This is a genomic window from Mesorhizobium sp. M2A.F.Ca.ET.067.02.1.1 (assembly GCF_004023285.1).
Classification (GTDB): domain Bacteria; phylum Pseudomonadota; class Alphaproteobacteria; order Rhizobiales; family Rhizobiaceae; genus Mesorhizobium.
In genome coordinates this window covers 1-22,973 of the sequence record NZ_RZSB01000026.1, presented here as the reverse complement: position 1 = coordinate 22,973, position 22,973 = coordinate 1, and the positions used below count along the sequence as shown (strand labels likewise).

29 protein-coding genes, 1 tRNA gene and 2 pseudogenes are annotated in these 22,973 nt (G+C 59.4%); 7 read left to right on the top strand and 25 right to left on the bottom strand.

Annotation, left to right across the window (positions count from 1 at the left end):
• The 13 genes and pseudogenes from EOA28_RS04855 to EOA28_RS04795 all read right to left on the bottom strand — a co-directional run.
• Positions 1-560, bottom strand: a pseudogene (locus tag EOA28_RS04855) (hypothetical protein); the annotation flags it as partial.
• 2 nt (positions 561-562) lie between these two features.
• Complete coding sequence (locus EOA28_RS04850) at positions 563-1,732, bottom strand: restriction endonuclease subunit S (protein ID WP_245501473.1); 1,170 nt, start codon at positions 1,730-1,732, stop codon at positions 563-565.
• Complete coding sequence (locus EOA28_RS04845; protein WP_128314649.1) at positions 1,729-3,303, bottom strand: class I SAM-dependent DNA methyltransferase; 1,575 nt, start codon at positions 3,301-3,303, stop codon at positions 1,729-1,731. The genes EOA28_RS04850 and EOA28_RS04845 overlap by 4 nt, the downstream gene beginning before the upstream one ends.
• A gap of 29 nt (positions 3,304-3,332) precedes the next feature.
• Positions 3,333-4,061: a hypothetical protein gene (locus EOA28_RS04840; protein ID WP_128314648.1), complete on the bottom strand. Its 729-nt coding sequence runs from the start codon at positions 4,059-4,061 to the stop codon at positions 3,333-3,335.
• A 224-nt stretch (positions 4,062-4,285) separates the two neighbouring features.
• Positions 4,286-7,783: a DEAD/DEAH box helicase gene (locus EOA28_RS04835; RefSeq protein WP_128314647.1), complete on the bottom strand. Its 3,498-nt coding sequence runs from the start codon at positions 7,781-7,783 to the stop codon at positions 4,286-4,288.
• Positions 7,770-8,540: a Hachiman antiphage defense system protein HamA gene (locus EOA28_RS04830; RefSeq protein ID WP_128314646.1), complete on the bottom strand. Its 771-nt coding sequence runs from the start codon at positions 8,538-8,540 to the stop codon at positions 7,770-7,772. The genes EOA28_RS04835 and EOA28_RS04830 overlap by 14 nt, the downstream gene beginning before the upstream one ends.
• Before the next feature lie 21 nt (positions 8,541-8,561).
• The gene (locus tag EOA28_RS04825) at positions 8,562-9,425 is read right to left on the bottom strand and encodes a restriction endonuclease (protein ID WP_245501472.1); all 864 of its coding nucleotides are present in this window, start codon (positions 9,423-9,425) and stop codon (positions 8,562-8,564) included.
• Between the two features lie 210 nt (positions 9,426-9,635).
• Positions 9,636-9,950 carry a hypothetical protein gene (locus EOA28_RS04820; RefSeq protein ID WP_128314645.1) on the bottom strand — a complete coding sequence of 105 codons (315 nt, stop codon included), beginning with the start codon at positions 9,948-9,950 and terminating at the stop codon, positions 9,636-9,638.
• A gap of 94 nt (positions 9,951-10,044) precedes the next feature.
• Complete coding sequence (locus EOA28_RS04815; RefSeq protein ID WP_128314644.1) at positions 10,045-10,230, bottom strand: hypothetical protein; 186 nt, start codon at positions 10,228-10,230, stop codon at positions 10,045-10,047.
• Complete coding sequence (locus EOA28_RS04810) at positions 10,227-10,637, bottom strand: XRE family transcriptional regulator (RefSeq protein ID WP_128314651.1); 411 nt, start codon at positions 10,635-10,637, stop codon at positions 10,227-10,229. Before EOA28_RS04810 ends, EOA28_RS04815 begins: the two co-directional genes overlap by 4 nt.
• Positions 10,638-10,794: 157 nt before the next feature.
• Positions 10,795-12,429 (bottom strand): tyrosine-type recombinase/integrase, encoded by a 1,635-nt coding sequence (locus tag EOA28_RS04805; protein ID WP_128314643.1) that lies wholly within the window; start codon positions 12,427-12,429, stop codon positions 10,795-10,797.
• A gap of 82 nt (positions 12,430-12,511) precedes the next feature.
• Positions 12,512-12,586 (bottom strand) — tRNA-Thr (locus EOA28_RS04800).
• Positions 12,587-12,916: 330 nt separating this feature from the next.
• The gene (locus EOA28_RS04795; protein WP_128314642.1) at positions 12,917-13,249 is read right to left on the bottom strand and encodes a hypothetical protein; all 333 of its coding nucleotides are present in this window, start codon (positions 13,247-13,249) and stop codon (positions 12,917-12,919) included.
• A gap of 26 nt (positions 13,250-13,275) precedes the next feature.
• Here EOA28_RS04795 and EOA28_RS04790 point away from each other — a divergent pair, with 26 nt between their 5' ends.
• Positions 13,276-13,521, top strand: a complete 246-nt coding sequence (locus EOA28_RS04790; protein ID WP_128314641.1) for a hypothetical protein — start codon at positions 13,276-13,278, stop codon at positions 13,519-13,521.
• Between the two features lie 274 nt (positions 13,522-13,795).
• Here EOA28_RS04790 and EOA28_RS04785 read toward each other — a convergent pair whose 3' ends face one another.
• Entirely contained in the window at positions 13,796-14,101 is a 306-nt protein-coding gene (locus EOA28_RS04785) for a hypothetical protein (protein WP_128314640.1), read from the bottom strand.
• A gap of 718 nt (positions 14,102-14,819) precedes the next feature.
• On the opposite strand from EOA28_RS04785, the gene EOA28_RS04780 reads away from it, so the two are divergent.
• Positions 14,820-15,002, top strand: a complete 183-nt coding sequence (locus EOA28_RS04780) for a hypothetical protein (protein ID WP_148670656.1) — start codon at positions 14,820-14,822, stop codon at positions 15,000-15,002.
• Between the two features lie 3 nt (positions 15,003-15,005).
• Here EOA28_RS04780 and EOA28_RS04775 read toward each other — a convergent pair whose 3' ends face one another.
• Positions 15,006-15,884, bottom strand: coding sequence for a DNA ligase (locus EOA28_RS04775; protein ID WP_128314638.1), 879 nt, complete (start codon positions 15,882-15,884; stop codon positions 15,006-15,008).
• 82 nt (positions 15,885-15,966) lie between these two features.
• A complete protein-coding gene (locus tag EOA28_RS04770) occupies positions 15,967-16,158 on the bottom strand; it encodes a hypothetical protein (RefSeq protein WP_128314637.1) in 192 nt (63 codons plus the stop codon).
• 127 nt (positions 16,159-16,285) lie between these two features.
• Here EOA28_RS04770 and EOA28_RS04765 point away from each other — a divergent pair, with 127 nt between their 5' ends.
• On the top strand, positions 16,286-16,534 hold the full coding sequence (locus EOA28_RS04765; RefSeq protein ID WP_128314636.1) for a hypothetical protein: 249 nt from the start codon (positions 16,286-16,288) through the stop codon (positions 16,532-16,534).
• Positions 16,535-16,547: 13 nt separating this feature from the next.
• Here the strand turns inward: EOA28_RS04765 and EOA28_RS04760 are convergent, their stop codons facing one another.
• Positions 16,548-16,769: a DUF768 domain-containing protein gene (locus EOA28_RS04760; protein ID WP_128314635.1), complete on the bottom strand. Its 222-nt coding sequence runs from the start codon at positions 16,767-16,769 to the stop codon at positions 16,548-16,550.
• 110 nt (positions 16,770-16,879) lie between these two features.
• Between EOA28_RS04760 and EOA28_RS04755 the strand changes: the two genes are divergently transcribed.
• From EOA28_RS04755 to EOA28_RS04740, 3 genes are all read left to right on the top strand, one after another.
• On the top strand, positions 16,880-17,068 hold the full coding sequence (locus tag EOA28_RS04755) for a DUF3606 domain-containing protein (RefSeq protein WP_128314634.1): 189 nt from the start codon (positions 16,880-16,882) through the stop codon (positions 17,066-17,068).
• Positions 17,061-17,294: a hypothetical protein gene (locus EOA28_RS04750; protein ID WP_128314633.1), complete on the top strand. Its 234-nt coding sequence runs from the start codon at positions 17,061-17,063 to the stop codon at positions 17,292-17,294. Before EOA28_RS04755 ends, EOA28_RS04750 begins: the two co-directional genes overlap by 8 nt.
• 376 nt (positions 17,295-17,670) lie before the next feature.
• Positions 17,671-18,207, top strand: a complete 537-nt coding sequence (locus EOA28_RS04740) for a hypothetical protein (RefSeq protein WP_189341925.1) — start codon at positions 17,671-17,673, stop codon at positions 18,205-18,207.
• An 8-nt stretch (positions 18,208-18,215) separates the two neighbouring features.
• Here EOA28_RS04740 and EOA28_RS04735 read toward each other — a convergent pair whose 3' ends face one another.
• Positions 18,216-18,440, bottom strand: coding sequence for a hypothetical protein (locus tag EOA28_RS04735; protein WP_128314630.1), 225 nt, complete (start codon positions 18,438-18,440; stop codon positions 18,216-18,218).
• Between the two features lie 205 nt (positions 18,441-18,645).
• Between EOA28_RS04735 and EOA28_RS04730 the strand changes: the two genes are divergently transcribed.
• Positions 18,646-19,455, top strand: coding sequence for a three-Cys-motif partner protein TcmP (locus tag EOA28_RS04730; RefSeq protein WP_128314629.1), 810 nt, complete (start codon positions 18,646-18,648; stop codon positions 19,453-19,455).
• Here the strand turns inward: EOA28_RS04730 and EOA28_RS04725 are convergent.
• The 7 genes and pseudogenes from EOA28_RS04725 to EOA28_RS39525 all read right to left on the bottom strand — a co-directional run.
• Complete coding sequence (locus EOA28_RS04725) at positions 19,452-20,201, bottom strand: DUF5131 family protein (protein ID WP_128314628.1); 750 nt, start codon at positions 20,199-20,201, stop codon at positions 19,452-19,454. The genes EOA28_RS04730 and EOA28_RS04725 overlap by 4 nt on opposite strands.
• 262 nt (positions 20,202-20,463) lie before the next feature.
• Positions 20,464-20,775, bottom strand: coding sequence for a hypothetical protein (locus tag EOA28_RS04720; RefSeq protein ID WP_128314627.1), 312 nt, complete (start codon positions 20,773-20,775; stop codon positions 20,464-20,466).
• Positions 20,772-20,924, bottom strand: a complete 153-nt coding sequence (locus EOA28_RS38655; protein WP_189341922.1) for a hypothetical protein — start codon at positions 20,922-20,924, stop codon at positions 20,772-20,774. Before EOA28_RS38655 ends, EOA28_RS04720 begins: the two co-directional genes overlap by 4 nt.
• Positions 20,925-20,964: 40 nt before the next feature.
• Positions 20,965-21,447, bottom strand: coding sequence for a hypothetical protein (locus EOA28_RS04715; RefSeq protein WP_128314626.1), 483 nt, complete (start codon positions 21,445-21,447; stop codon positions 20,965-20,967).
• Positions 21,444-22,214 carry a lysozyme gene (locus EOA28_RS04710; RefSeq protein ID WP_128314625.1) on the bottom strand — a complete coding sequence of 257 codons (771 nt, stop codon included), beginning with the start codon at positions 22,212-22,214 and terminating at the stop codon, positions 21,444-21,446. The genes EOA28_RS04715 and EOA28_RS04710 overlap by 4 nt, the downstream gene beginning before the upstream one ends.
• A 39-nt stretch (positions 22,215-22,253) precedes the next feature.
• Positions 22,254-22,646, bottom strand: coding sequence for a hypothetical protein (locus EOA28_RS04705; RefSeq protein WP_245501471.1), 393 nt, complete (start codon positions 22,644-22,646; stop codon positions 22,254-22,256).
• Positions 22,647-22,658: 12 nt separating this feature from the next.
• A pseudogene (locus tag EOA28_RS39525) lies at positions 22,659-22,973 on the bottom strand (hypothetical protein); the annotation flags it as partial.

Sequence of the window (22,973 nt, the reverse complement as noted above, 5' to 3'; positions counted from 1 at the left end):
ACCCAGCGCACCTTGCGAGCAAGGTCTTCACGCCCCGCGGCACGCAAGCCGGATTGCTCAGCGAAGAAGACGCGCTCCTCGCCGCCCTTGCCCAGCTGCCGGTTTCGGGCATCCCGCAGTGCGGGATCGAACTTTCGCACGATCCGCTCCAGTGCGGGCGGCACCGCCTCGAATTTCGCGGCGGGCGGCGCCTCGAAGAAGATTTGTTGGGGCTCGTGCAGGCCGGGTGCGGACGCCGCCGGCATCGGGTTCTCGAAGAGCGCCGGATCACGGGCGATGTGGCGCTCGACGCCGTCTATCAGCGCGCGCTGAAAGTTCGCCAAGGGCTTGTAGCCGGCAATCCATTGCATGCCCAGCCGATAGAGCACCGCGCTGATATTCTGGTGCTTGAATTCGATCGAGCCCCGGCTGCGGCCGGTAAGTTCCTGCAACGCCGCATTCCGCTGCGCCTTCACGAACGGACGCCCCGCCAGTTCCAGCGCCAGCATATCGAAGTAATCAGAGACAATAAGGTCGATTTCGCGGTTGGTCCAATCACTGCCGGCCTGTCCGTCGGACATGATCAGAGCTGGCCTGAAAAGGCGCGAGATTGAAGGGAGGAAAACAGATCATCCCATGCGAAAAGCTGTTTGCTGTAGTGACCGCGAACGCTGCCGATTTGGCCTAACCTCATCCGAAGCGCCTCACGTTCTTGACTTGGTAGGCACGGAACGCGGATTTCCCGGACGTCGCTGACATTTATCGTATTTAGTCCGGATGTCGTCTTCCCTCGCCTCAGAAGGTTGCGTCGGCCTATTTCACTGTTCAACCAGAAGCTGACAAGTATCGGATCTATTTCCATCGAGATAGGTCGTGCCCGGATCAGATGGTTCTGATGTATGCACGGTGCCAACGATCCATCCCATACAGCGCACCTTCCAATCTCAGCAGCATTTCCATGACCCTCAACAAAAAGGATGTCACCAGCGGCGAGTAGCGTCCTGCGAAGTTCGCCTTCGCTGACGCGCATCGTCTTTACTTCAGAGAGGTCGAGGCGATCTCTATGAACGTTTGCAACTCGCAAATACGGCACTTCCATCGGCAACTTCACGCGCGCATGTGTTAGCTGGAGGCCACCCTGCACATCGCAAAGTTCGCCTAGAGCCTTTGTGGGCAGCGTAGTGGCATAGGCAGCGTCGATGGTCGAACGCGACAAGCTGTCAAGCAGTTCGATGGCGCGCTTACGCTTGCGGCGCAGCGCATCGGCCCTATCCAGGATCGCCGCGATCCGCCGCTGCTCAACGAGCGGAGGGAGGGGGATTTCGAGACGGCGCAGATTGTCGATTGAGAAATTGTCAGCGGTCGTCGCTCTCACCCATTTCAGAACGACCGACTCGGACGCTTTCACAATATGAGCAACATATCCAGCGTCGGCACGAGCGCCGCAGATCAACGCCTTGATATCCTGGTTGATGGCGACAGGACGCTGAGTGATCCCGACCGGAAGCGTGTGCTTCAAGATTCCGGAGCGATTCACAATCAGGATCGCATTTTTAGGAATCAGATTTGTCGCGCTGCCCTTGATCGCCTCAACGGTAATTTTGTCCTCGGCGTCGGCGATTTCCCACCGTTTCATATCTTTTGGAGAAACCCAGGGAATATCTCCACCCCAAAATGCGGAATTAGCCTTGGATGGCGTTCCGCCGCCCTTGATCTCGACGATATTGCCAAGTGCTACCATGGGCGCATTCACAGCATGGCCTCCAGTTCCTCCAAACCTTCGGCGATCTCCTTCTCCAGCGCCTTGAGTTCGGCGACGATCTCCTTCGGCTGGCGGTGCTCGATCGCCTCGTGAACCACCTCCTTGTAGCGGTTGATGGAAAGGTCGTAGCCGGCCGCGGCAATCTCGGACTTGGGCACACAGAAGCTCTGCTCAGTGCGCAGGCGCTCGCGCTCGGCGCCGTTGCGCTCGGCCCAGCGCGCGCCGATGTCGGGCAGGTTGTTCTTCTCCAGTTCCTCGTCGGTCAGAGTCAGGTTGACGAAATGGCCAGCTTCGTGGTGGCCCGGCGTTGGCCCGATCTTCGAGGCCGGCAGCAGGGCGTTGCGCTTGTCGTCCAGCGAAAATCCGTCGGCCTGGCAATCATAGAACCAGACGCGATCTGTGCCGCCTGAATTGGTCTTGGTGAAAAGCACGATCGCGGTCGAGACTCCGGCATAGGGCCGGAATACGCCAGGCGGCAGCTTGACGATGCCGTCAAGCCGGTGATCCTCGACCAGCATTTTCCGGATCGCCTTGTGCGCGGTGGAAGAGCCGAATAGCACACCATCCGGCACGATCACCGCCGCCCTACCACCGGGCTTCAGCAACTTCAGGAACAGGGCCATGAACAGAAGCTCGGTCTTCTTCGTCTTGACGATCGAGAGCAGGTCCTTGGCGGTTGTCTCGTAGTCGAGCGAGCCAGCAAAGGGTGGATTGGCCAGCACCAGCGAATAGCGATCCTCATCGCCGGCATGCTCCTGGTTGAGCGAATCCTTGTAGCGGATGTCCGGGTCCTCGACACCATGCAGCGTCATGTTCATCGAGCCGATGCGCAGCATGGTGCTGTCGAAGTCGAAGCCGTGGAACATCTCCTCGTTGAAATGATCGCGACTCTCCTGGTCGATGAACAGCTTCGGATGGTTGTCGCGCAGATATTCGCCCGCCGCGACCAGGAAACCGCAAGTGCCGCAGGCCGGATCGCAGATGATGTCCTTCGGTGCAGGCGCCATCATCTCCACCATCAGCGCGATGATGTGGCGCGGTGTCCGGAACTGACCGTTCTGGCCGGCGGTGGCGATCTTGCCCAGCATGTATTCGTAGAGGTCGCCCTTGGTGTCGCGGTCCTGCATCGGCAGCTTGTCGATGAGGTCGACCACCTTCACCAGGAGCGCCGGCGAGGGAATGGTGAACCGCGCGCCCTTCATGTGCGTGGCATGCGCCGTGCCCTCTTCCGCCATGCCGCGCAGGAACGGGAAGACGTGCTCGGACACGATCTTGAACATCGTGCCGGCGTCTTTGTTCTTCAGCCGCGACCAACGCATGTCCGCAAAGGCGACGCCGCCACCCTCGCCGATGCCGTCCTTGCCATCCTTGAAAATGCGCCGGCGCATCGGCTGGCCGGTGCGGGTCGACCGGTTTTCCTCGAGCTGCTCGGCATCGTCCAACCCGCGCATGAACAGCAAATAGGTGATCTGTTCGATCACCTCGAGCGGATTGGCGATGCCACCTGCCCAGAAGGCGTTCCAGACGGCATCGATTTTCGAGCGAAGTTCACCTGTGATCATTATTCTGCTTCTCAATTGCTTTCAGCGGCTCACTCTGCGGCTAGAACTGTCTCGCTCAGGCCTTTAGCAGCGCCCGAATTCTCAAGCCAGGTCGCCCATCTCACGAGGAATTCACGGAATCCATCCTGAGAGACGCGAAGGACGTTAAGCGATGCGATGTGGGGAGCCGTATAATTGCATTCCTGGAGGCCGTCAGGGCAGAGGGGGCGTTCTTTGCCACGCTTTCCACTGACGAAAGCAAGCATCCGCGCCTGGCCGTCCGAGGAGTGCCCACGTTCATCAAGATACAGGATTCCTCCGTGTGAGAGAGCATTTCGAAGGCAACTCGCAAACTGCGGCATATTCATTTTGCGCGCCGCATCGTTTGCATCCGCTGTCGCCAATGTTTCCGCCAGCTCGCCTGGCAGCCTGTCAGCGAGGTTGAAGATCGGCCAGCCTCCCACAAATGCCCAATCAATCCGCTCACAGAAATTGGTTTTGTCGAGCTGCTTGCGAAATTCAGCACGAACCCTCTCCGTCAAAATTCTGTCGATCCCACTCTCGTCGTTGTGGTCCGCGGCTCCCGATAAAGCGCGTAGAATACGCTCCGTCGGGAGCACAATCATGGGCGACGCAAGTGCGAGCAGCAGAGTGGTCGTCAGAGCTCCGCCATGCCGCGAAGCTTGCGTTCGATCGGCCTCCGCCAGGGGATAGAGTGTTTGCAAAAGATCGCTACACCTTAGTGGCAGCTTATAGCTGTAGTGCTGGGGAATGCCCAATCGCTCCGCCCTCTCCGAAAGTTGACGGTTAATCACTAAGGCGGTTTGCGTGTTCTATCCAGCTCTTACACGGCACATGACCGGCGCCCGAAGAATCGAATCTGTGACCACGCGTGAGTAGGCAAGCGCCATCCCGCCTCAGCGTTGAGGCCGCCCCCGAGCCGACCTCAGAACGTCATCATTGTCGTCGACGCCACGTTTCCTGTCCTCGTCAGCACATTTTCCTAGACCCACAGATCGTCGGGGCCGAGATAGCTGAGGTCCAGTTTGCCTTGTTCAACACCGGCCACCGCCCGAAGGAGTCCGCTACGCGAAGGATTCAGGGGAATATCCACATGGCCAATAAGCGCACCATCCGCAGACAGAACTGCCGGTCGACCTGGCAAGTGATACAACTGCAAAGGCGTTCCCGCGGTGACCGGTGGCCCGATCCATTCCACCTGCGCCCAGTAACGATGGTCTTTCCAAATTTTGGACTGCTGAGGTGCAAAACTTGTCAGGAAACTCGTCCACATCGATCTGGTTTCGGCCGTGGGCCAATCTGGTAGCTCGCTCAGTGCCCTTACGATATCTGATGCAAGCCACTGTTGAAGTTCGCCGGCGTTGGAAAATGTAGCGAAAGTATCGTTCACGGCCTTGATGGCAGCCAAGCGCGATGAAAACCCAGCCTGAATTAGGATCGAGGCGGGGCGCTGAAAGGTGCCGGTCTCGACGGCTGAGACCGCTAGCCCGAGCTCGAAGTCGTCGAGATGGAACCCCAAGTCGCCGACAGCGTCGCCATTGGCAAGACCACGCACACGGATGGCTTCCATGGCCCAGGGTAGGCGATAGACGAGACCACCTTCGACAAACTGCAGCGTCTCGGCTTCCTGCCCCGCAGTGACCGCAGCGAGTGGCTGGCCAAGCAACCACAATCGCAAGACCTCGCGCCAATTATTCGGGAGCTTGTCGGGGATGAATGGACTGATCGAGAAGACGCGTTCCGCGAGCGCCGTAATCGCAGCGATGGCCCCCTGGGCGTTGCCGTTGAGCAGACTTCCATTGGCTTGAATTAGAAGGTCGTTGCCTTCTACTGCCATTGCGTCCAACGCATGGCCGGTTGCAAGGCCGATTCCGGCAAGAAAATAGCCGCGGCGTCGAATTGCTGTAGATTGCGCCCAGATATGGCGGCTGCGCGAGACGAGCCCCGCCCTGATCGCCGCCTTCCTCTCGTGGTTGCGTCGGTTGAGGCGCCTTTCCCAAAGCGAGGATTGGAGGATGTCGTCAAGGGCGGCAGGAATATCAGCCTCGGGGATATCGCTTTCACCGATTAGGCTGAGGATCGCAGTATCCAGCGTCGCAAGATAGTTGTTCCAATCCGATTGGGCGCGTAGCCGATCCTCGGCGCTTTCGCCGACAATTTCCGGAAAGGTCCACGCCTCTGCATTGTTGACGACATAGTCGACGAGGTTATCCAGTGAGCCGCCGACGCGTTTCTGCATGCGCACCAGTAGCGTGACAACCAGCCTGAGGAGTCCGCTTTCCATTTCGCGCGAAGAGAGGTCGGCAATTAGGGCTTCCCATTGGGCGGTGCGCTTCGCAACTTCGTCGAAGATGGGATAGAGAACGAGCCCCTCGACATCGACATAGGCACGCCCGGCGCGGCCGACGACATTCTTGAATTCCGACGTCGCGATGCGCTCGCGGTTGCGGAACAGCGAATGGATGATGACCGTCGTCGCCGAAAGATTGAGCCCCTGGGCCAGCGTCGGCGACGAGATTGTCACTTTAAGCACATTGTCACGCAGGAGCCGCTCAACCTCTTTGCGGAAGGCTGTTGGCAGCGCGCCGTGATGGATGGCGACGCCAAGTCTCAGGCATTCGAGGATCGGATGATCGCCGCCGAGCCATTCGGCGCCGAGCGTCAATGCGGTATTCAATACAGCCTGGTCGACCTGAAGCAGTGACGCGAGAGCGCCGCGCCTGTGGAGATCGATTATGCGATCTGCAAAAGGCTCGACATGCGCTCGAACCGGGCAGAAGACGAGCACGGATTGGCCGTCGCTGACGAGGCGCCATGCGGCGGCGAGGCAAAGTTCGCCGAGATCGGACGGAAAGAGCTTCTTCCGTTTGCCAACCGGAGGCACAAAGCCGGTGAGAAAGCGCGGAACGAACGGCTGTTCTTGGTCAACACGGAGATTAAGACGGGCATTCTGGCCGTTCCACACTACCTCGCCATAGCGCAGGCGGGTGGGCCGCCAATCATCCTTGACCAGGCCGCCGGGCTGGTCGCGGCGAAGCCATGCGGCGAAGTCTTCAAGTTGGTTGCCATCAGGCAAGATCGCCGACAGGCAGACAATTCGGCGCCCGCCCGCATCTGTGCGCCGTAGAAGCCGCTGGATCTGGACCTCGTAGCGAACCTCCCGTTCGCTCAGTCCGATCATGTGGCCCTCGTCGAATACGAGCAGACCAACATCGTCGAGGAGGCTCGGATCATTCCGGAGCGCGAAATCCAGTTTTTCGGGTGTCGCGACCACGATGTGACGCTCGCGGATTGCATCTTCGTCGAAGCCACTCACCCCAATGCTTCCGTAGAGGGCGGAAATGGTCTTGCCCAGCGGTCCGAAGGTGCGCTGGAGGGTTGCCTCAGTCTGGGCTGAGAGAGCGCGCAGCGGTGTAATGAAGATCACGCGCCGGCCGGCGGCCAAGCACCGGAGGATGCAAAGCTCGGAGATTCGCGTCTTGCCTGCACTGGTCGGCAGCGAGATGACGAGATCGTCGGACTGGTCGGCGGCCCGTGTGGCGGCGGCGATTTGCGAAGGCCAAAGATCGATTTCGGCTTTGGGACGGCGGAGCAAAGATGCGACGAATAACTCGCGCAGCGATGGCCAGGCGACCGCATCGCCGCCTGCTGGTGCCAACGGCAGACGCTCGTGGAACGTCGAACCCCAAAGATCGGATAGTAGATGGCGCGCGATCCGGTGCGCCCACCATTGAGGGAGCAGATTGATCTCCGCACAGATGTTCAAGCCGTCGCCTAGTCGGGTGAGAGCTTGTTCCATCAGGGGCCGGTCACCTCGCTCCAGCGCGAGTAGGAACGTCGCGAGCGCCCCGAAGAAGCTGTCGATCAGAGCGAGATCAACTCCGTCGAACAGGAATGAGGATGCGCCATCAGGAGGCTGAGCGGCAGCTTCGGCCTGATCCCATTGTGCCTGGAAGGCGGCTGTGATCGCCGCATCACTGGCGGTGCCCTGAAGGCGGAAGTCGAGAACGGTGGTCTTCAGCGCGCCGAGATCCCGTAGCATGAGATGGCCAAGTGCGCGCTCGATCGGTGAGAAATTCTCTTCCGCCCTGACGATCGTGAGGAGTGAATAGGCGCGGGCGGACAAATGCGCGAGATGATACGCGGCCGCCGCCATCACGAAATGGAAGTCACGATCGCTTTCGCCAGGGACTCCTTTGGCCATCACGGCTTCAAGCGCGGTCGCGGCCTGCTCGAAGGCGATGCGTGCGCGCGCTGAGTCGCCGCCTAGCTCCCGCAATCGCAGACCAAGCTCGAGCAGCGAATATCCATAGGAGTGGAGATCATAGCTGAGCTGTGGCGAGAAGGCCGGCGCACCAGCGGGAAGCACCCCGTCGCGCCAGATCATTGCGCGCGCTTGGCCACGCGCAATCAGCCGCGCGCGAAAGCCGGGCGTGACTGCCTCGTCGATATCGGCTTGAATACTTTCAATTGTTGGCATTAGCGATCACCAGATCATATACCGCGGCCACGAACGCGGCGTGACCTTCGATCCGGAGGCCGACGCTCCACTGCGCGATGCCGCCTGCATAGGTCTGAAGCGAGCCGGTTAGATGGCCTTCTGGGCTATTGCCGGACATCGTGAAGGTCAGATGGCGAACGCTTTGGGTTTGAATGCCATGCTTAAGTTGCGCGTCAATAATAGCGTCGGCGAGAGCGTCGTTTCCGAGTTCAGCCAGCCGATCGGCGATAAAAGATAGTGCATGGGCCGACGGCAACCCGCCGTCCTTGTCGAGAGCCGCACGTGCCTCGGCGACCACAGCGGCCGTCAACGCGACCCGGCTTTTCGCCTCGGTCTTGAGAAACAGCAGACCGGCTTGCGCATCCTGATGGATGCCGATCACATCGTCGCCACGCATTGCCATGTTGCGATGGTCTTTCCAGCGCAGCCTCTTGATCGGCACTTGATAGCCGCCCTGGGCGGCAATCCATTCGGTAGCCATGATTTCGCCGAGGTCGCCTGAGCGGATCGACTTGCTTGTTGGCAGTTTGCCTTCGACAAACTGGGCCGCCGCGGGTTTGCCAAGACGGCGAAGAATGCCGGCGACCCGTTCCTCAGCGGCGTAATGGGAAGGTATGATTGCGGCTGTTGCGGTAATCCCCGCGTTGAGCCGCACTTGGTCGCCCGACATCAGCCGAAGCGCATGCGTTCCGACTTTGCTGTCAGTTGTGTCACACCAGTCGTTGAATTGTAGCATGTCGATCCCGCTCCCTCTGCCTTAGTGAGGGAATAGGTCGCGGACGCGTATAAAGGGCGAGCCGGTTTCGGCGGCTCGGCGCAATTTGCGCTCCAGGACGTGGTTGAGGGGGATCTCGCGGTCGAGCATCTCATAGAGATCGTAACCGTCCATGCAAATGACGCGCTTGCCTCGACCAAAGGCAACCAGGCCGTCTTCAGTGAAGCCGCTGTTACTGACGAAGAGGCCGCGAGTCCACGCGGCCTTCTGTTCGATCTTGCCATGGAAGGTATGTAGTTCGGCGACGCCCATGGGGTGGCCATGCCATTTGGCCTCGACCAGGTAGGTCTCATTTCCGAACTGAAAGCTGCCGTCGATCTGCTCGCCCTTCAGGCGGAAAGGCTCCTGGGCGGCGAGACCATTGGCATCGAACAGGTTTTTGAGAAATTCCTCGAAGGCATAGCCTCGAGCCTGTGGGGCAAGCGATGATAAGGTGACGAGTTCACTTTTGATCTTAGCAAGCTTCGGTCGGTCAAAGGCCGTCCGGATGGTGGCAGCAGCGTCGTCCGAGCGACCTTGAATGCGATTGATCACTTCTAGAAGCCGCCCATGCGCATTTTGGATCTTGTCGGGCTGCCCGGTTCGCTGTCGCAGTGCCTCCCTATACTCCCAAAGTGCCCGCAGCGTCCGCACGACGGTGGGCTTGTCTACGGTTTGAAAGAAACAGCGCAGGCGCTTACCCTTGGAGCCGCCGTTACGCGCATAGATCGGATCATCGATGTCAACGTTGACCTCTTCGGCGAAGAATTGCGCGAAAGTGCGGTCGGAAAAATTGAGGACATACCCGCCACCCATCTCGAAGATGTCATCGAGAACCATCATGTCAATCGAACGGATGTTGGTCACAGGACTCAATTGAGATCGAGATTGGATGCAATTGCCTTGGACGAATCGGCGCCGAAAATTTCTTGGAACTTTATAGTAACGCAGCGAACACTGCCAATGAATATTGCCTTTCCAAAGCAGCGTTTCGTGTTATCCAAATGGCGTGGACGACCCTGTGGCTCAATCCGTGCGTATCGCCTTTTCTCGGCCCGGTCGCTAAATGGTCCTAGATCAGTCCGGCAATCCGCGCCACAGCCTCTTGAAGCGCCTGCTGGGCGGAAGAGCGGTCACAACATGGCCGTTCGTTACCAGCACAAAATAGCGCTCCCAAAGGCGCGTATTGCGGATCATGTATACGATCTTGGAGCTCGATCTGCGCTCGATGATCGTTGCGCGCCCGGTCTTGATATCTCGAAGCATCTGGGAGAATTCACCAGGGCCTAGAGTGATGTTGTAGCGCGCAAACAGCTGCTGATGAAAATGCCAGTGCTTCTTGGGAATGGACTTGCCGTTCCAACGGGGATCGAAACCGTTTTCGTCCTGCATGATGTGGTCCGAGTTGGGGTGTTCGATAAGGCAGCCGCTCTGTTGCCGGACGTAAAACGCGCCGCCGGCATTGATTGCGGGTTCTCGTTAGGCGCTAAGCTCGGGTCTGGAAGATCATTCGAAGCTTCTGCACCTGCTCAAGGGTGGGAGCTGGATCCGAATCCCAGGAGGCAAGCCTGATCGTCTCCAACCAGAAGCGTTCGTTGGGCGTGATCTCGCGGTCACGGATATGAGCGATCCGGCGCCAATCTTCGATGTGGAAGCCCTGCTCGCCGCTCATTTGCCGAAGATCCCACGGATTGCAGACCGCCCTTTCGACGTGAGGCTCGGATTTGTGTGGTCAGACGCCCGACGAATTTCCTCGAGCCAGGCCACCTCGTTTTCGGTGACCAGCGTCCCGAATATCTGTCTGACGGCAAGATCGGTGGTGTCGCCACCGAGCTGTTCGATGGCCAGCTGGAAGAGCATCACCGGATCGCACTCAAGAGCGGTAGCGAGAGCCGACACCCTGTCGAGCGGTAGCTTGGCGGTGCCGGCCTTGATCATTGCGAGCATATTGGGATTGACGAATCCGGCTTCGCTGGCGATCGCGATCTGGGTCTTCTTCGGGCGCAGCTCCAGGATGCGCTTCTCAAGATACTTGGCGAGCCTAGTTCCCGCATAGGGTTTCCCCTGATGGCTACTCATCGTCACTTCCTCTGAAATCGCAGCTTCGATGCGCTGCTATTTTCTTTATAGCGACGGCCAGACGGGGATTTCTTGGGATGTGAAGAGCGTTTGAGGCCCTGCTCGTCGACCAAGCCAGACTTTGCGAGGCTGTCCTCTCAAGCTCACCGCGTCGACATCAGGAATGAGCTGCAGACTCATCACCCACGTCCCGCTGAGCTTGGCGATTTACGCTGAGGTCGTAGGCAGGAAATCGATCGATGGCGGCCTTCCTAGCCTTCAAGGTAACGTCGCCGTAGTTATCGCCGGCGGTTGTCGAAGCGTGACCCTGAATTGCATCGATGGCTCGCTTGGAAATCCCCTCTTCCTCACCCACCGTTTTGAAGCGGTGCCGCCAACCGTGGTTTGGTTGGACACCTTCCGGGATCAATCCTGCCTCCTGGAGCCATTCGCTTATCCTGCCCGCCGTCGCTCGCGCGGCCTTGATCGGATCCCGGCCTTTGCCATTGCGATAGAATAATGGTCCTGCCGGCGCAGCCTGGAGGAAGTCGATGAAGCCCATCTTGATCAATTGTGAGTGCAACGGCACATCCCGATACCCGCCAGCTTTCACTGTGCCGGCTTCGGGCCTGATACGCATCACGTGTGCTCCGCCTTCCTCGCGGAAGTCCTCTTTTCGAAGCTGAGTGATTTCGGTCACTCGCGCGCCGCTGAACGCGCACAAAGCGGGCACCCAACGCTTGGCGGCTGTCGTTTGTGGGAGCTCCATCGTGGCCGCGTTGTCGGTGACAGCGGGAACGTGATCCCGGGCGGCGATTAGGATCGCCACGGCCTCCACGCCGGTAAAGCCCTTTTCACGATTGCGAGCACCCTTCGGAACTTCCTGCCGAATTTTCTCTGCGGCGTTCGAGTCCAATCGATCGTTCTCAACTGCCCAAGCTAGAACCGAGCGCGCAGCTGCCAAGTAAACATCGGCAACCGTTTTAGGCGACAGGCTCTTCAGCAGCTCGTCTCGCCACTCCGTCAAATTCTTCTTCGTCAATCGACGGGCATCATCGTGGCGAACGAACTTCGCCAAATCAGTGAAAACCGGTCGCCAGCGCTTCTCGGTTCCCCTCGCCTTGCCGACCAGCTTCTTGGCCACAATGTAGTCAGCAAAGAGACCCTTGAGGGAGACGGGCGGCAGCGGATCAGCTTCGGGCTGTGCGTTTGCCAGCATCGGGTGAGAGGGCGCGCCACTGAAGTCGCCTTCATCGCGCTCGGCAACACGCGCCAGGGCTTCGTATTCCGAAACGCAGATGTAACGGGCCAGAGATCGCCATTCGTCGGATCCGAACGCGGCCGTCGTGTTGCCTATTTGCCGGAAGCGCTCGATGCGATGCTCGACCAACTCAGCCAGATCATCATCAGATAGCTGGCCCGCAATGCCTTGCCGCAATCTGGCAACGAGTAAATCGTCGATGGAGACCGACGCCCATTGCGAGCCCGAATTCCGAAGTGCTTCGTCTTGTGCAAGACGGGTCTGGTAGTTGCGCAAAGCGATCTGGTCAGCTGCGAGTGGATAGCGGCCAATGACGACAGATCTTTCGCCTGCAGCGGCCGCCCGGCGTTCTGCTAGCGCAATCTCGTGCTGAATGTCCGCAAGCGCGCCAGGAAGCCTCTTTAGCGCTGTCTTATAATCAGGCCCAAGCGCCTTTCGCCGCTCCACCTTGCCGTCCATAAAGGGCCGAAGGGCCTTCGGGATCACTAGCCTGGCGAAATAGCGACCGTCTCGATCTAGAAGATTTCGAACTTTCCCCGCCACCGATTCCATCCATTTGTTACATGATTTGTAACATCAGAATGGACACGAAGCCTTGCATGTCAAGGGCTTCAGCGATTTCAATGGGATAGACTGGTGCTGCGAGAGAGGATTGAACTCTCGACCTCTCCCTTACCAAGGGAGTGCTCTACCACTGAGCTACCGCAGCCGACGGGCGTCTGAATAACCGCAGACGCCTTGAATTGCAAGGCGTTGCGGCCGCCTTTAACACCCTGCGCCGTTTTGGCCCGATGTTGCCAATGTGGTTCCAAACGGGCTCGGCACGTGCTCCAGCCTACACCGGTTTGCCGAGAGCTACACCGTTTTTGTAGCCAGATTGTTGCCAGTCTGGATGCGAATTGAAATAGAGCCTCTTACAGGGGTTTTTCGCACCCCCGCCCTTCACTCACTACCTGCGAAGGGCCTCGCGCGCGTCCTTGCCCCCTCCCCGTGGCGAATGGACAGGTTTCGGCCGATTGCCCTACCCGGTTTCGCGCGTTCAGCCGCCCTTCGCCTTCGCGTAGTCGTTTCGCTGGCGCGGCCACTTCGAGAATGGGTCGGTCAAGGTGTGATGGATGAAGCCTACGTTCTTGTCGTTGCGACCCGCCTCGCGACAACGCGGGCAATAGATGACCTCGCGCAGGGCAGTCTCGCCGGAGGGATAGTCCATGCCGCGGCGACGCGCGATGCTCACCAGGTTGAGCCGGCCGGTGTGTCCGCAGCCATAGGTATGGCAATGAACGCTGATCTCCTCTCCCATGGCGAGGGTCTTGCCGACCGTATCGATCACCAGCGGATAGGTAATTTCGGGCAGCTTGAAGGGGAAACTCATGGCCGTTCTCGCCAAATTGGGATGCGTTGGACCTTGAAGCCGATGAGCTGCCGGATCACCAGGCCGACCGCTTCCCGACCTGTAGGTGCGAAAGCCTCGATATCGAGCCGGCCGTGATCCCGGCCGCCGCTCTCGCAAACCATCCGGTCGGCAAGCGAGTCGACATCGACATCGCCAAAGATCTGAATGAGGTCGGAAGGCTGATAGTTGTGGAAGCGCTTGCAATAGCGACAGCGCACGCGCACCAGGCGCATGGTGTCATTGAGCGCTGACAGCGGGTAATCGCGTCCCTTCGGGCCATAGGTCTCCGGCATGAGAACGAAATGAGAACAAATTCCTTGCCCGTCAAGCCGGTCTGCGGAATCTTTTCGCCATGAGCGACGAACCGACACGCCCCGGTGAGGCGTTTACGCACCGCCCGCGCAGCCCACTCGGGCATGTCTGCGGGCACGCAGGTTGTGGCAAGGACTCTGGTTGGGCATTTGCCAAGCCGAAGAGGCCGTCAGACTGGTTCTGCTACGAGCACGTGGCGACGGGGAGCGTCGACTATTCCTCACCATGGTCGTCGTCTCCGTTTTGGTCACCTTGCGCCTTTCGACAGTAGTCGCCCCGCATCTCATTGTAACTGCGAATTTGCCTTAGTTGCCTAATCGCCCTTGGATGATCGCAGACGGCAATAATTTCGTATGCTTGCTTCAGGGCGTCAACGGCGGAGGTCATGTCATCACATTGCTCGACAGGATCACTGCCAAAAGCGGCATTCATAAAATATTCGTTGGCCTCGTCTAACAGATTGTTAGCTTGCTTTATGTCTGAATTGTCATCGAGTATGTCGCAGTTATATTGCGCCATACTCTCTGCACAAAGAACACAATAAATTACTGCCAAAAAAAATAACCTTGTTAGCATCCAGCTTCGGCCTTGCACTCAGAGTACTCCACAGAAACGTGACCCTTGCAATCAAAAACCAGATTAAATTTGCAATTTTCTAACGCTTGCGCCCTTTCAGATCGGCACTCCGAGAGTTTCTTCTTGTCGCAGTCCGGATTGTCATCGGGAGACGGTCTTGAATACCCCCCTCCCCCTCCCTTTCCCTCCCGAACGGCAGGAGTTCCATCAGCAAATGCCGCATTGGCGTACGTGACTAACGTGATCGCAAACATAGCTGAAAAGCGCATCGCCGCCGCCTCTAAATAAAAAACGGTACCACATGAGACGACGCCAATAAAGCAGCCTCATAAGAGGCTATGTTATTGCTGCAACCGGCGAATGGCCTGCCAGCGTCCATCCGTCATTGCGAGAGATTACCTCTCGAGGGCGCTGTGCCGTGGCATGGCGGAACTTCGCCCACTCCGAAGATACCGCACCGGTCTGGACAGGCAACGCCAGATCGAATATCGGGAGCGCCGTGAAACATCTGGAGCCCGCTTTCCTGTTTACCACCGGTCGCTGACGCGCGCCCGTGGCCGGCGCGCGCCGGCGACCTGAATGAGCCTTCCCTTCATTCAGTTGTGGTACAGACCAGATGCGAGCCCTCACCCGCAAAGACAAAAAAGCCGAGTACGACTATATGCGTGCCATCGAGAAGGTGGGCGAGCAGCCAGGCTATTACAATCCGAACATGCCGGCGATCCGCCGGGGCTTGAAGGAGCGCACCATCCAGCGGGTTCTCGGTCCCTATGCGGACTATTTCGAACTGACCGATGCGGGCCGCAAGATCTTCGACAACATCAAACGCATCAAGGCGATGTAGGTCTCAGCCCTCTCTGAAATCCAGCATTGATGCGTGGCGTAGTTTCGCCTCACCCCTCAGCGTTTTCACCCGCGCCACGATACCAGGCCTCACCCATTCCACACCGTCCACGACCGCAGTCGGCACGCCGGCGGGTTGCTTCGCCCTCGCCTCCTCGACCCGCCGCCATAACCGTTCTTTGATGGAAAGGTTTGCGTTGATCATTGCGCCCCCAGCATATTTGCCATCACGGGCCATCAGCGCGACGGGAGGCCTACCGGGCTCGCGCCTTATTCCAAGAAGCTCGAACTCACCGATGTCCCAGCATTTCGCCTTCACCCAGGCTTCGGTCTTGCCGCCGCGATAGAGGCTCTCACGCCGCTTCGAGACCATCCCCTCGAGTCCCATCTTGTCGACGGCCGCGAAGAAATCGGCGCCGTTGCCTTCGACGTGCACGCTATACTGGATGATGCCGTCGGCCGGCTTCACCAGCTTCCAAAGCCGCGCCTTCCGCTCGACCAGCGGGAGCGCGCGAAGATCCTCGCCGTCGAGGTAGAGCAGGTCGAACGTGACGTAGGTCAGCAGCTCGGCGTTCCACCTTATTCGAGAATGCATCGCATGGAAGTTCGGCCTGCCGTCCGCGTCGAGCGCGGTCATTTCCCCATCGATGATGAAGGATGAAGCGGGAAGCATTTCCGCCGCCTGGATGGCCGGCCAATATCGCTTTGACCAGTCGTGGCCATGCCGCGAGAAGGCGCGGGCGCCGGCCCAATCGAGGACGAGCTGGGTCCGGAAACCATCGTATTTGATTTCGTGGAGCCAGTCGTCACTGACCGGCGGCTCTGCAACCTGCACCGGCTCCATCGGCTTGATGAACCTCAGCCGAGGTTTCCCGTTACCCATACACGACACCCAACAACCGCGACTCAAGCCGCCAGCGGCGATCCGGTTCCCGGCATTTAAGCAAAATTGTATGTAAGAAGAGTTATTCGCGGTTTGGCGAGTTATGGCTTGAGTTCTTGGCCTTCAGGAGGTGTGCCTCGCGCAACAAAGATGCCCACTCATAGCCGAGCAAGGCAATCAGGTCCCTGGCCTGCTGTTCGGTTATACCTGTCTCGCTCACCAGGCGTCGAACGAAATACTCCTCGTCGACACCGCCGGCCGATTTGTTAGCCATTGAAGCTGCCCGCTTTTTTAGCACAACGGCTCCGATTGAAGACTGTTCCTACTGACTTGTCGTGGAGCGATTCAGCCCTAAGTTTTAGATGTCGTCCGTATAGATCCGAGGCATAGGGCGCTTGGGAGTGAGTACCGCGCTTTCGCCACCGATCGGAGGAAACGATATGCTCAGGGCTTTAGTAGGCGTCGCAGACGCCGATCAACTTGCCGCGCTCAGCAAACTAATGGCCGAATTCGAGAAAGAGACGGGTATCTCCGAGGACGACGAGGCGCGCCGCAGTTTGGCAGAGCGCATCATGGCTCTGTTTAACCGGGGTGTCACAGAGCCGGAAGAGATACGGCGCCGGTTGGATGCCGGGCGAGCGCAGGGCTAAGTCGCCTCGCTGTTTAATCCGCCATGCTTCCTTCCCGGTGCTCCATGGCTTCGAAGATCACTTCGAAGACGCTGTCGACTTCCTCGTTGATCTCCGCGGCCCGGATGCCTTCTCGCTCAGCCGCTTTCATCAGTTCGTCGGCCAGGTCGCTCACGGCGACGGGATCATCAGTCATCGCGTTTGGAAGGTGCTCTGCCATCCATTTGTCGACGAAGTTGATGCCGCGTGTGCTCATGGATCATTGAATCGCGAAGCCTCCACAATGTTCCCGCCCCTCGAGGCGCACCGGGACAGCGGGAACAAGGCGGGCGATATCGGTGTTTCTTTTACTGAGGAGGAACCCACATGGCAGACGACAAGAGCAAGCGCGACTTCCGCGACCGCGATCGGGTTTCGGCTAATGACGACTATGAGGTGGAGTATTTCGTCCAGAAGGTCGGGCTGACGTCGCAGCAGGTGCGAGAGCTGATCAGGAAGCACGGGAACGCCCGCGAAACGCTGGAGCGGGTGGCGAAGGCCCTTAAAAGTGGCTGAGCCGCTCAGGAACGACCCCCAATGTCGCGCCGCTCTGCAGCTGATCAGAGCCACGATCGAGGAGCATTGCCCGCCCGGCGTCCTGATGAGCGAGGACCAGGTGAACGGCCATGACGGGCCGGAATTGCTCGCCGAGGCCAGAGCGCTGGCGCGCGCCATCGTGCTCACCGTGGAGCGGCTATCGATCGACGGCACAAAGCCGCCGGCGCCCAGCATCAAGGCATAGCGAAACAGGGTGTTGCGTTCCAGTCTTACAAGGCGTATGATCCGGTCTTACTCGTAGCTCTAGGGAGCAATGCCGATGGACCAAGTACCGCGCATTTCGCGCGTGGAGTTCGAGATTCTGAGCCTGCTGCGCTCGAAGGAGATGTACGGGCTGGAACTCGTCAAGGAGTCGAACATGCTCAAGCGTGGGACCGTCTACGTCACCTTGGAGCGCATGAGTGACAAAGGCTACGTGCGATCTCGAGAGGCGGAGAGAGAGCACCGCACGAGAGCGGGCTGCCCAGGCGTATCTACAGTATCTCCGGCTTGGGCCGCCGCGCATTGGCTGCATCCGAGGCGGCAGCCGCCTCGTTTGCATCATGGGGGATGGTTCCGCAATGAGCCTTCTCACATTGATTGCAAGACTTGATGTCAATTTTCGCAATTTCATCAACGGAAGGCCGCGCGACAGACGCGAGTTCCGCGCTCGGTGGGGCCATGTTCTCCCAAGGGGAAACAGTCTGCGGGCGAGGATTTGGCGATCAATGATCCTAACGCTTGATGAAGTCGAGCATGGCCTGCCGCAAATTCAATTGCCGTTGCGCATGCTACTGTATTTCTTTTTCTGGCCCATATTTTTGTTCAGTGCCGTTATCAGGGTACCGTTCGGGCGGAGTGCCCTAGTCCGTGCGCCGGCATCTCGCGTGCTCGCGGTCCTGCGGTTCGTGTTGCCTAGGAAAGTCTTCGATCGCATCTTCGCCCAGCTGGTCCAAGATTTCCGCGACGAGTATATCGCCGAGCTGTCGGCAGGCCGCCTGTGGCGCGCTCGCTGGATGCACGTTTGTTTCTACCTGACTTTGTTGTTGACTATCCTGGTTTGGGGCGGGGCGTCGGTTGCGAAAATGGCCGTGAAGCTTTGGCAGATGAGTGGCTGAGGCGATTGTCAGTCGTCTCCTGCCGGGACCAATTCGAGCTCCGAAGGCGATATCCCCGACTGCAACTGGCTCAGCCGCAATTCATCGACCCAATAGACCTCGTCGTCGACCAACACCCGGGCTTCATAGGTGCCGCCTGAGAAGCGCTGCGCCGTGATGTAGACCTTGTGCCGGTCGAGCGCCTTACGGACTGCTGCGCGTTTTGAATTCTGACTGGTGACGGGATGGGGCATGGCTGGGACGCGGGACTCTGGACGCAAACACTGCCGATTCAATTTGCTCGCACTCGAATCGTTCCACTGTTGCCAATGTTTCAGCGGCAGCAGAAAAGCCCGGTAATGTCTCAGTTTTGCGGCGAGATCGATCCGCTTGTTACTGGACGCCCAAACCGCTTACATTTGAGGCGCAAAGCTGCGGGGGGCCGAATTGGGAAAGTTGGTGGATGGTGATGATGGACTACCCGTCGAAGAAGTCGGCGCGTGGTCGAAGGAAAAGATCGCCTTACTCTGCAAGTACGTCTCGATCTCGCGTGGCGTAAGGGCAAAATGGATCGGTCCAGGGAATGCTGGCGCTACCTACATCGATCTGTTTTGTGGGCCTGGTCGCGCCAAAATTCGCCGCACCGGTGAATTTATAGAGGGCGGGTGCGTAGCAGCATGGAATGAAAGCGTCCGGTCAAAAACGCCCTTTAGTTCGGTTTACATTGCTGACGCAGACCCAGATCGGCTTGAATTCGCCAGAAAGCGTCTGACCGTAGCTGGTGCGCCCGTCGAGGCATTCCATGGGGAGGCAGTCGACACCGCGAAGACGATCCGAGCCAAACTGGACCAGTACGCTTTGCATTTCGCATTCGTTGATCCCTACAATCTGGGGGCGTTCGATTTTTCAGTAATTGAGACGCTATCAAAGCGGAAGCGCATCGACATGATGGTGCACATCAGCAAGATGGATCTGCAGCGCAACACCGGGCTCAACGTTCGAGCCCAGAAATCGGCCTTCGACAAGTTCGTCCCTGGCTGGCGATTGGTTGTTGATACCAATCAGCCATTTACGACCGTCCGGCGCGCTGTTTTTGACCTCTGGAAGGCGAAGGTGATCAAGCTCGGCATGGCGGCATCGACCGACATGCAACTTATCACAGGGAGCCGAGGTCAGCACCTTTATTGGTTGACGTTGGCCGCTCGCCACGAACTCGCGCTTGCCTTCTGGAAAGCGGCGACCGATAGCGGCCAAGGGCAGTTATTCTAAATTGTCGCTGGCATCTCGTCATAGGTTTGGCCATTCAACACGCGGCCAGCTGCCTTCTTGTTGCGGCCGCCCCATTGCTTGAAGAAGAATGCCGTTCGGCTCCGCCTGCACATGGTCTCGATCTCATCGACCCAACGCGGATCCATGTCCCGGGCGCCAGGCCCCGACTCGCCACCGACGATCGCCCAATGAATATCGTCAAGGTCGGCGCCAGCTACGGAACCGATCAAGGGCTCAAATGAGATGAAACGAATGGCGGCAGGAACACGTCGCAAATCGTCTAGACGATGGAGCACGCGGCTATCCTCAACACTGGTCCCGAGCCACACGTTTGAGAGCACAGGAAAGTCACCTCTCGACAGGACTTCGGCCATCACCTCTGGCCGCTTCGTGAGAATTTGATAGGTGTGCCGGGGCGTTTGCTCCATCACCGCCCAGACTTCGCGGGTGAAATCCGGTGGCACATCGACATGGAATAGGTCTGACATAGAATTCACAAACACCCGGCGCGGCTTTGACCAGGTTGCCGGTATCGCGAGCGACTTCGGGTCGGTTACCACTTTGCCGGTCCACTTCGCACGACCCCCACTTTTGCGGGTCAGGCCATGGTACTTCTCCATTCCCATGCCTTCCAGCCTAGCGGCCATTCTCATGGCATAGCAATTCGTGCAGCCTGCGGTAAGGATCGTACACCCGGCGACCGGGTTCCAAGTGGCGTCCGTCCATTCGATCGTGGTGTCAGCCATATGAAGTCCTCCTGGGCGGCACTGCGCGGCATGATTGCGCACAATAGCTGATAAAAACCTTCAGATGAATCCCGGCCGGCGCGGCTAGGCCGAGAATCCAAAAGAGACCCCACCGGCCGAAGCCGATGGGTAGACTGGAAGGGGTGAGCAGGGAATTACAGGGGGAGCGCCTGTGCTATCTGCAGGTAGAGCAACACCCCGAGAGCCCCGGCCAAGAGGAAGATCAGGCCGGTTAGAACGTCGGACGAGGTGCGCGGGAACCTCACGGCTTCGGTCCTTTCAACTGGTCGACGATCTGGGTCAACGCCAGCAATAACCCCGCAACCGTCAAAATGATCCACATCGATGTGGAGCCCAGCCAGCGTAGCCGCGTCCAGAGCTTCACCACCGCGAACCCCGCTTGAAAGTGATCCTCGTCCATGTCGAGGAAATCATCGAGCCGGTCCCGCTGTTCGGGCTTGAGGCGGCCGGCCCAGATCAGGGCCTCACGTTGCTTGCTGTCGAGGCGATCGAGCCAGAGGATGGTTTCCGGGTCGAGTTCGCGAAGACGTTGAGGCACCGCACCACCGCTCATTTCACCAGCACCTTGATGGTGTCGCCCTTGGCGTGGTCGAGGCGTTTGCAATCACCAAGCGATGCCCGATCCTTCGCCCAAAGCAGGATCGCCTGATCATATGGGATGAAGGTGTGCGGGACATCGACGACACCTCGGCATTCCTGCATCACACTCGGATCGACGTGAGCGGTAGGCTTCGGCGCCAGGCTATCGACCGATGGCGTCGAGGCGCTCTGACACCCCTGCAGAGATGCCATCAGGCTTGCAGCCAGAAGGATTGGTGGAAACGGGCGGTGCATTGTCTTGGTCCTTCTGCGCGCGCACCAGGTCGGCAATGCGGCCGGCGTCGCTATGCTGCTTGTCGATGTAGGCTTGTGCCGCGGCATCGATGTCCTGCTGCCGCGTTTTGGCGTCGGCCGCCTGGGCGATGGCGGCGAGCTTGATCTTCTCCTCCCAAATCGCATCCTCGGCCTTTTGGCCGTCGGCGTATGCTCGACCGACACGACCGCCGACGAGACTGGTCAACTCCGGACCGACATAGGGGATGTCCCGCAGCGGTCCGAGCGGCAGTCCCTCGTAGAAGAGGATGACGCCGCCGGCGACGACGAGCGGCAGGCCGACGCGGCTGGTGCAGAAACTCCAGACCGGCCCGAGAACGGCCAGAACCGGTGCGAGGAAAGCGAGCATCATCGGCTTGCGCCGATCATGCAAAGCGCCTTTTCTTGCTGGCGCCGTTCCCACAGGCCGCGAAGCACCCTATGGCCGGCCTCATCGAACCAGGTCAGCGCCTCGCAGCCGCCGACGACGTCACCAGCGTTGAGGCGGCGCGTGGCCGTGCTCTTGCCCGCGCCGGCAGGACCGACGTTGAACGCCAGCGAGGTGTAGGCCGCGTCGCGCGTGGCAGGCAGGCGGATCTCGATGGTTGCCGATGTGAAATATCGGTGCAGCCCCGTGCGGTGCGAGGCGACGTCCTGGCGTAGCATGTCGAGCGCCTGCTGGTGGGTGATCACCATGCCCATATGCACACTGGCGGTATGGCCAAAGCCGATAGTCGGGGCCCCAACGGAGTCCCTATAGGCGACCAGCTTTTCGCCTTCCTTCCTGGCGATGAACGGCACGGCGATGTCGAGCGTCTGTGCCTCGGTCGCCGGACTGCCACCCAAAGGGCTTGCGCCGGAGGGCCATGCGAGCAGGAGCGCCAAAGCGAAGGCGATCGCCGCCACGGCAATGATGCGGATCCATTCCTTCCATGCCGACAGTCCCTGCTGGTAGACCCGGCCAACGATGCCGGCGAGCAGCAGGAGCACGCCGAGCCACCATGCGACGTTTGGGTCGTAGTCCTGGCCGGTCACGCGATACCAGAGTTCAGGCAGGACGAGCACGGCGAGGCCGAATACCTGCATCCAGAAACTTAGGGACAACAGCACCACGCGGCGCACGTCAGCGACGAGACGCATAACAGTTCCTTTCGGGAATAGGGGGTCGGTGGGGCACCGTCAGAGCAGGGCGGCGGCCGTGAAAAACGCGTCGATCTGATCGGAGGTGTAGCCGAGGGCTGCGAAGCCGGTTTCCATCATCGGCTCGCTGCGCACGAAGCTGCCGCTGTATTCGTAGGCGTCTTGCACCTCGACAGGCTGCGTTCCGATCCAGGCGGTGACTTGGGCGCGCAAACCGGCGACGCTTAGCTGGAGGTGGAATTGCCGAGCCGACACGCTTTCCGGCACAACGGCAGGCGGTGCCGGGGGAGCCGAGAACACGCCATTGCTGTAGGTGCCGCCGATATAGCCCGGCTCCGCGAGTGGGACGATCGTGAAGCCGTCGAGCTCGAAGGTCGGGTCGCCCTCGATGATGTTGACCACGTCGGTGCCTTGGATGACTGCCAGTTGCATGAAATGCGATCCTTATTTGAACTCGAGTATGAGGACGACGCCAGGTGCGCCGGTACCGCCAGCGCCAGCGCTGTACGAGCCGCCGCCGCCCCCAGCGCCGAATGCCTGTGCGGAATTGCCGGCATTATGACCGCCGGCGGTCTGACCGCCCGCGCCGCCACCGCCCCAGAAGCTTGCGCCGCCCTCGCCGCCTTGGGAGTTGCCGGTGGCATTGGTGCCGGAGCCGCCGTCGCCGCCAGCGATCCCGAGGGTGCCAGTGGCGGTGGCTGCGCCGCCCCGACCACCAAGGGCCTGGGAGGCGGCAAAGGCACCACCGTTGGCCGTAAT

Bases quoted from the DNA above. Each gene is read 5' to 3' on its own strand.
- EOA28_RS04755 (WP_128314634.1), top strand. From the start codon at position 16,880: ATGGCAGACGACAAGAGCAAGCGCGACTTCCGCGACCGCGATCGGGTT.
- EOA28_RS04780 (WP_148670656.1), top strand. From the start codon at position 14,820: ATGCGTGCCATCGAGAAGGTGGGCGAGCAGCCAGGCTATTACAATCCG.
- EOA28_RS04720 (WP_128314627.1), bottom strand. From the start codon at position 20,775: ATGAGCGGTGGTGCGGTGCCTCAACGTCTTCGCGAACTCGACCCGGAA.
- EOA28_RS38655 (WP_189341922.1), bottom strand. From the start codon at position 20,924: ATGCAGGAATGCCGAGGTGTCGTCGATGTCCCGCACACCTTCATCCCA.
- EOA28_RS04785 (WP_128314640.1), bottom strand. From the start codon at position 14,101: ATGGCGCAATATAACTGCGACATACTCGATGACAATTCAGACATAAAG.
- EOA28_RS04775 (WP_128314638.1), bottom strand. From the start codon at position 15,884: ATGGGTAACGGGAAACCTCGGCTGAGGTTCATCAAGCCGATGGAGCCG.
- EOA28_RS04705 (WP_245501471.1), bottom strand. From the start codon at position 22,646: ATGCAACTGGCAGTCATCCAAGGCACCGACGTGGTCAACATCATCGAG.
- EOA28_RS04810 (WP_128314651.1), bottom strand. From the start codon at position 10,637: ATGAGTAGCCATCAGGGGAAACCCTATGCGGGAACTAGGCTCGCCAAG.
- EOA28_RS04845 (WP_128314649.1), bottom strand. From the start codon at position 3,303: ATGATCACAGGTGAACTTCGCTCGAAAATCGATGCCGTCTGGAACGCC.
- EOA28_RS04725 (WP_128314628.1), bottom strand. From the start codon at position 20,201: ATGGCTGACACCACGATCGAATGGACGGACGCCACTTGGAACCCGGTC.
- EOA28_RS04710 (WP_128314625.1), bottom strand. From the start codon at position 22,214: ATGCGTCTCGTCGCTGACGTGCGCCGCGTGGTGCTGTTGTCCCTAAGT.
- EOA28_RS04770 (WP_128314637.1), bottom strand. From the start codon at position 16,158: ATGGCTAACAAATCGGCCGGCGGTGTCGACGAGGAGTATTTCGTTCGA.
- EOA28_RS04820 (WP_128314645.1), bottom strand. From the start codon at position 9,950: ATGCAGGACGAAAACGGTTTCGATCCCCGTTGGAACGGCAAGTCCATT.
- EOA28_RS04815 (WP_128314644.1), bottom strand. From the start codon at position 10,230: ATGAGCGGCGAGCAGGGCTTCCACATCGAAGATTGGCGCCGGATCGCT.
- EOA28_RS04715 (WP_128314626.1), bottom strand. From the start codon at position 21,447: ATGATGCTCGCTTTCCTCGCACCGGTTCTGGCCGTTCTCGGGCCGGTC.
- EOA28_RS04835 (WP_128314647.1), bottom strand. From the start codon at position 7,783: ATGCCAACAATTGAAAGTATTCAAGCCGATATCGACGAGGCAGTCACG.
- EOA28_RS04760 (WP_128314635.1), bottom strand. From the start codon at position 16,769: ATGAGCACACGCGGCATCAACTTCGTCGACAAATGGATGGCAGAGCAC.
- EOA28_RS04795 (WP_128314642.1), bottom strand. From the start codon at position 13,249: ATGAGTTTCCCCTTCAAGCTGCCCGAAATTACCTATCCGCTGGTGATC.
- EOA28_RS04830 (WP_128314646.1), bottom strand. From the start codon at position 8,540: ATGCTACAATTCAACGACTGGTGTGACACAACTGACAGCAAAGTCGGA.
- EOA28_RS04740 (WP_189341925.1), top strand. From the start codon at position 17,671: ATGAGCCTTCTCACATTGATTGCAAGACTTGATGTCAATTTTCGCAAT.
- EOA28_RS04805 (WP_128314643.1), bottom strand. From the start codon at position 12,429: ATGGAATCGGTGGCGGGGAAAGTTCGAAATCTTCTAGATCGAGACGGT.
- EOA28_RS04735 (WP_128314630.1), bottom strand. From the start codon at position 18,440: ATGCCCCATCCCGTCACCAGTCAGAATTCAAAACGCGCAGCAGTCCGT.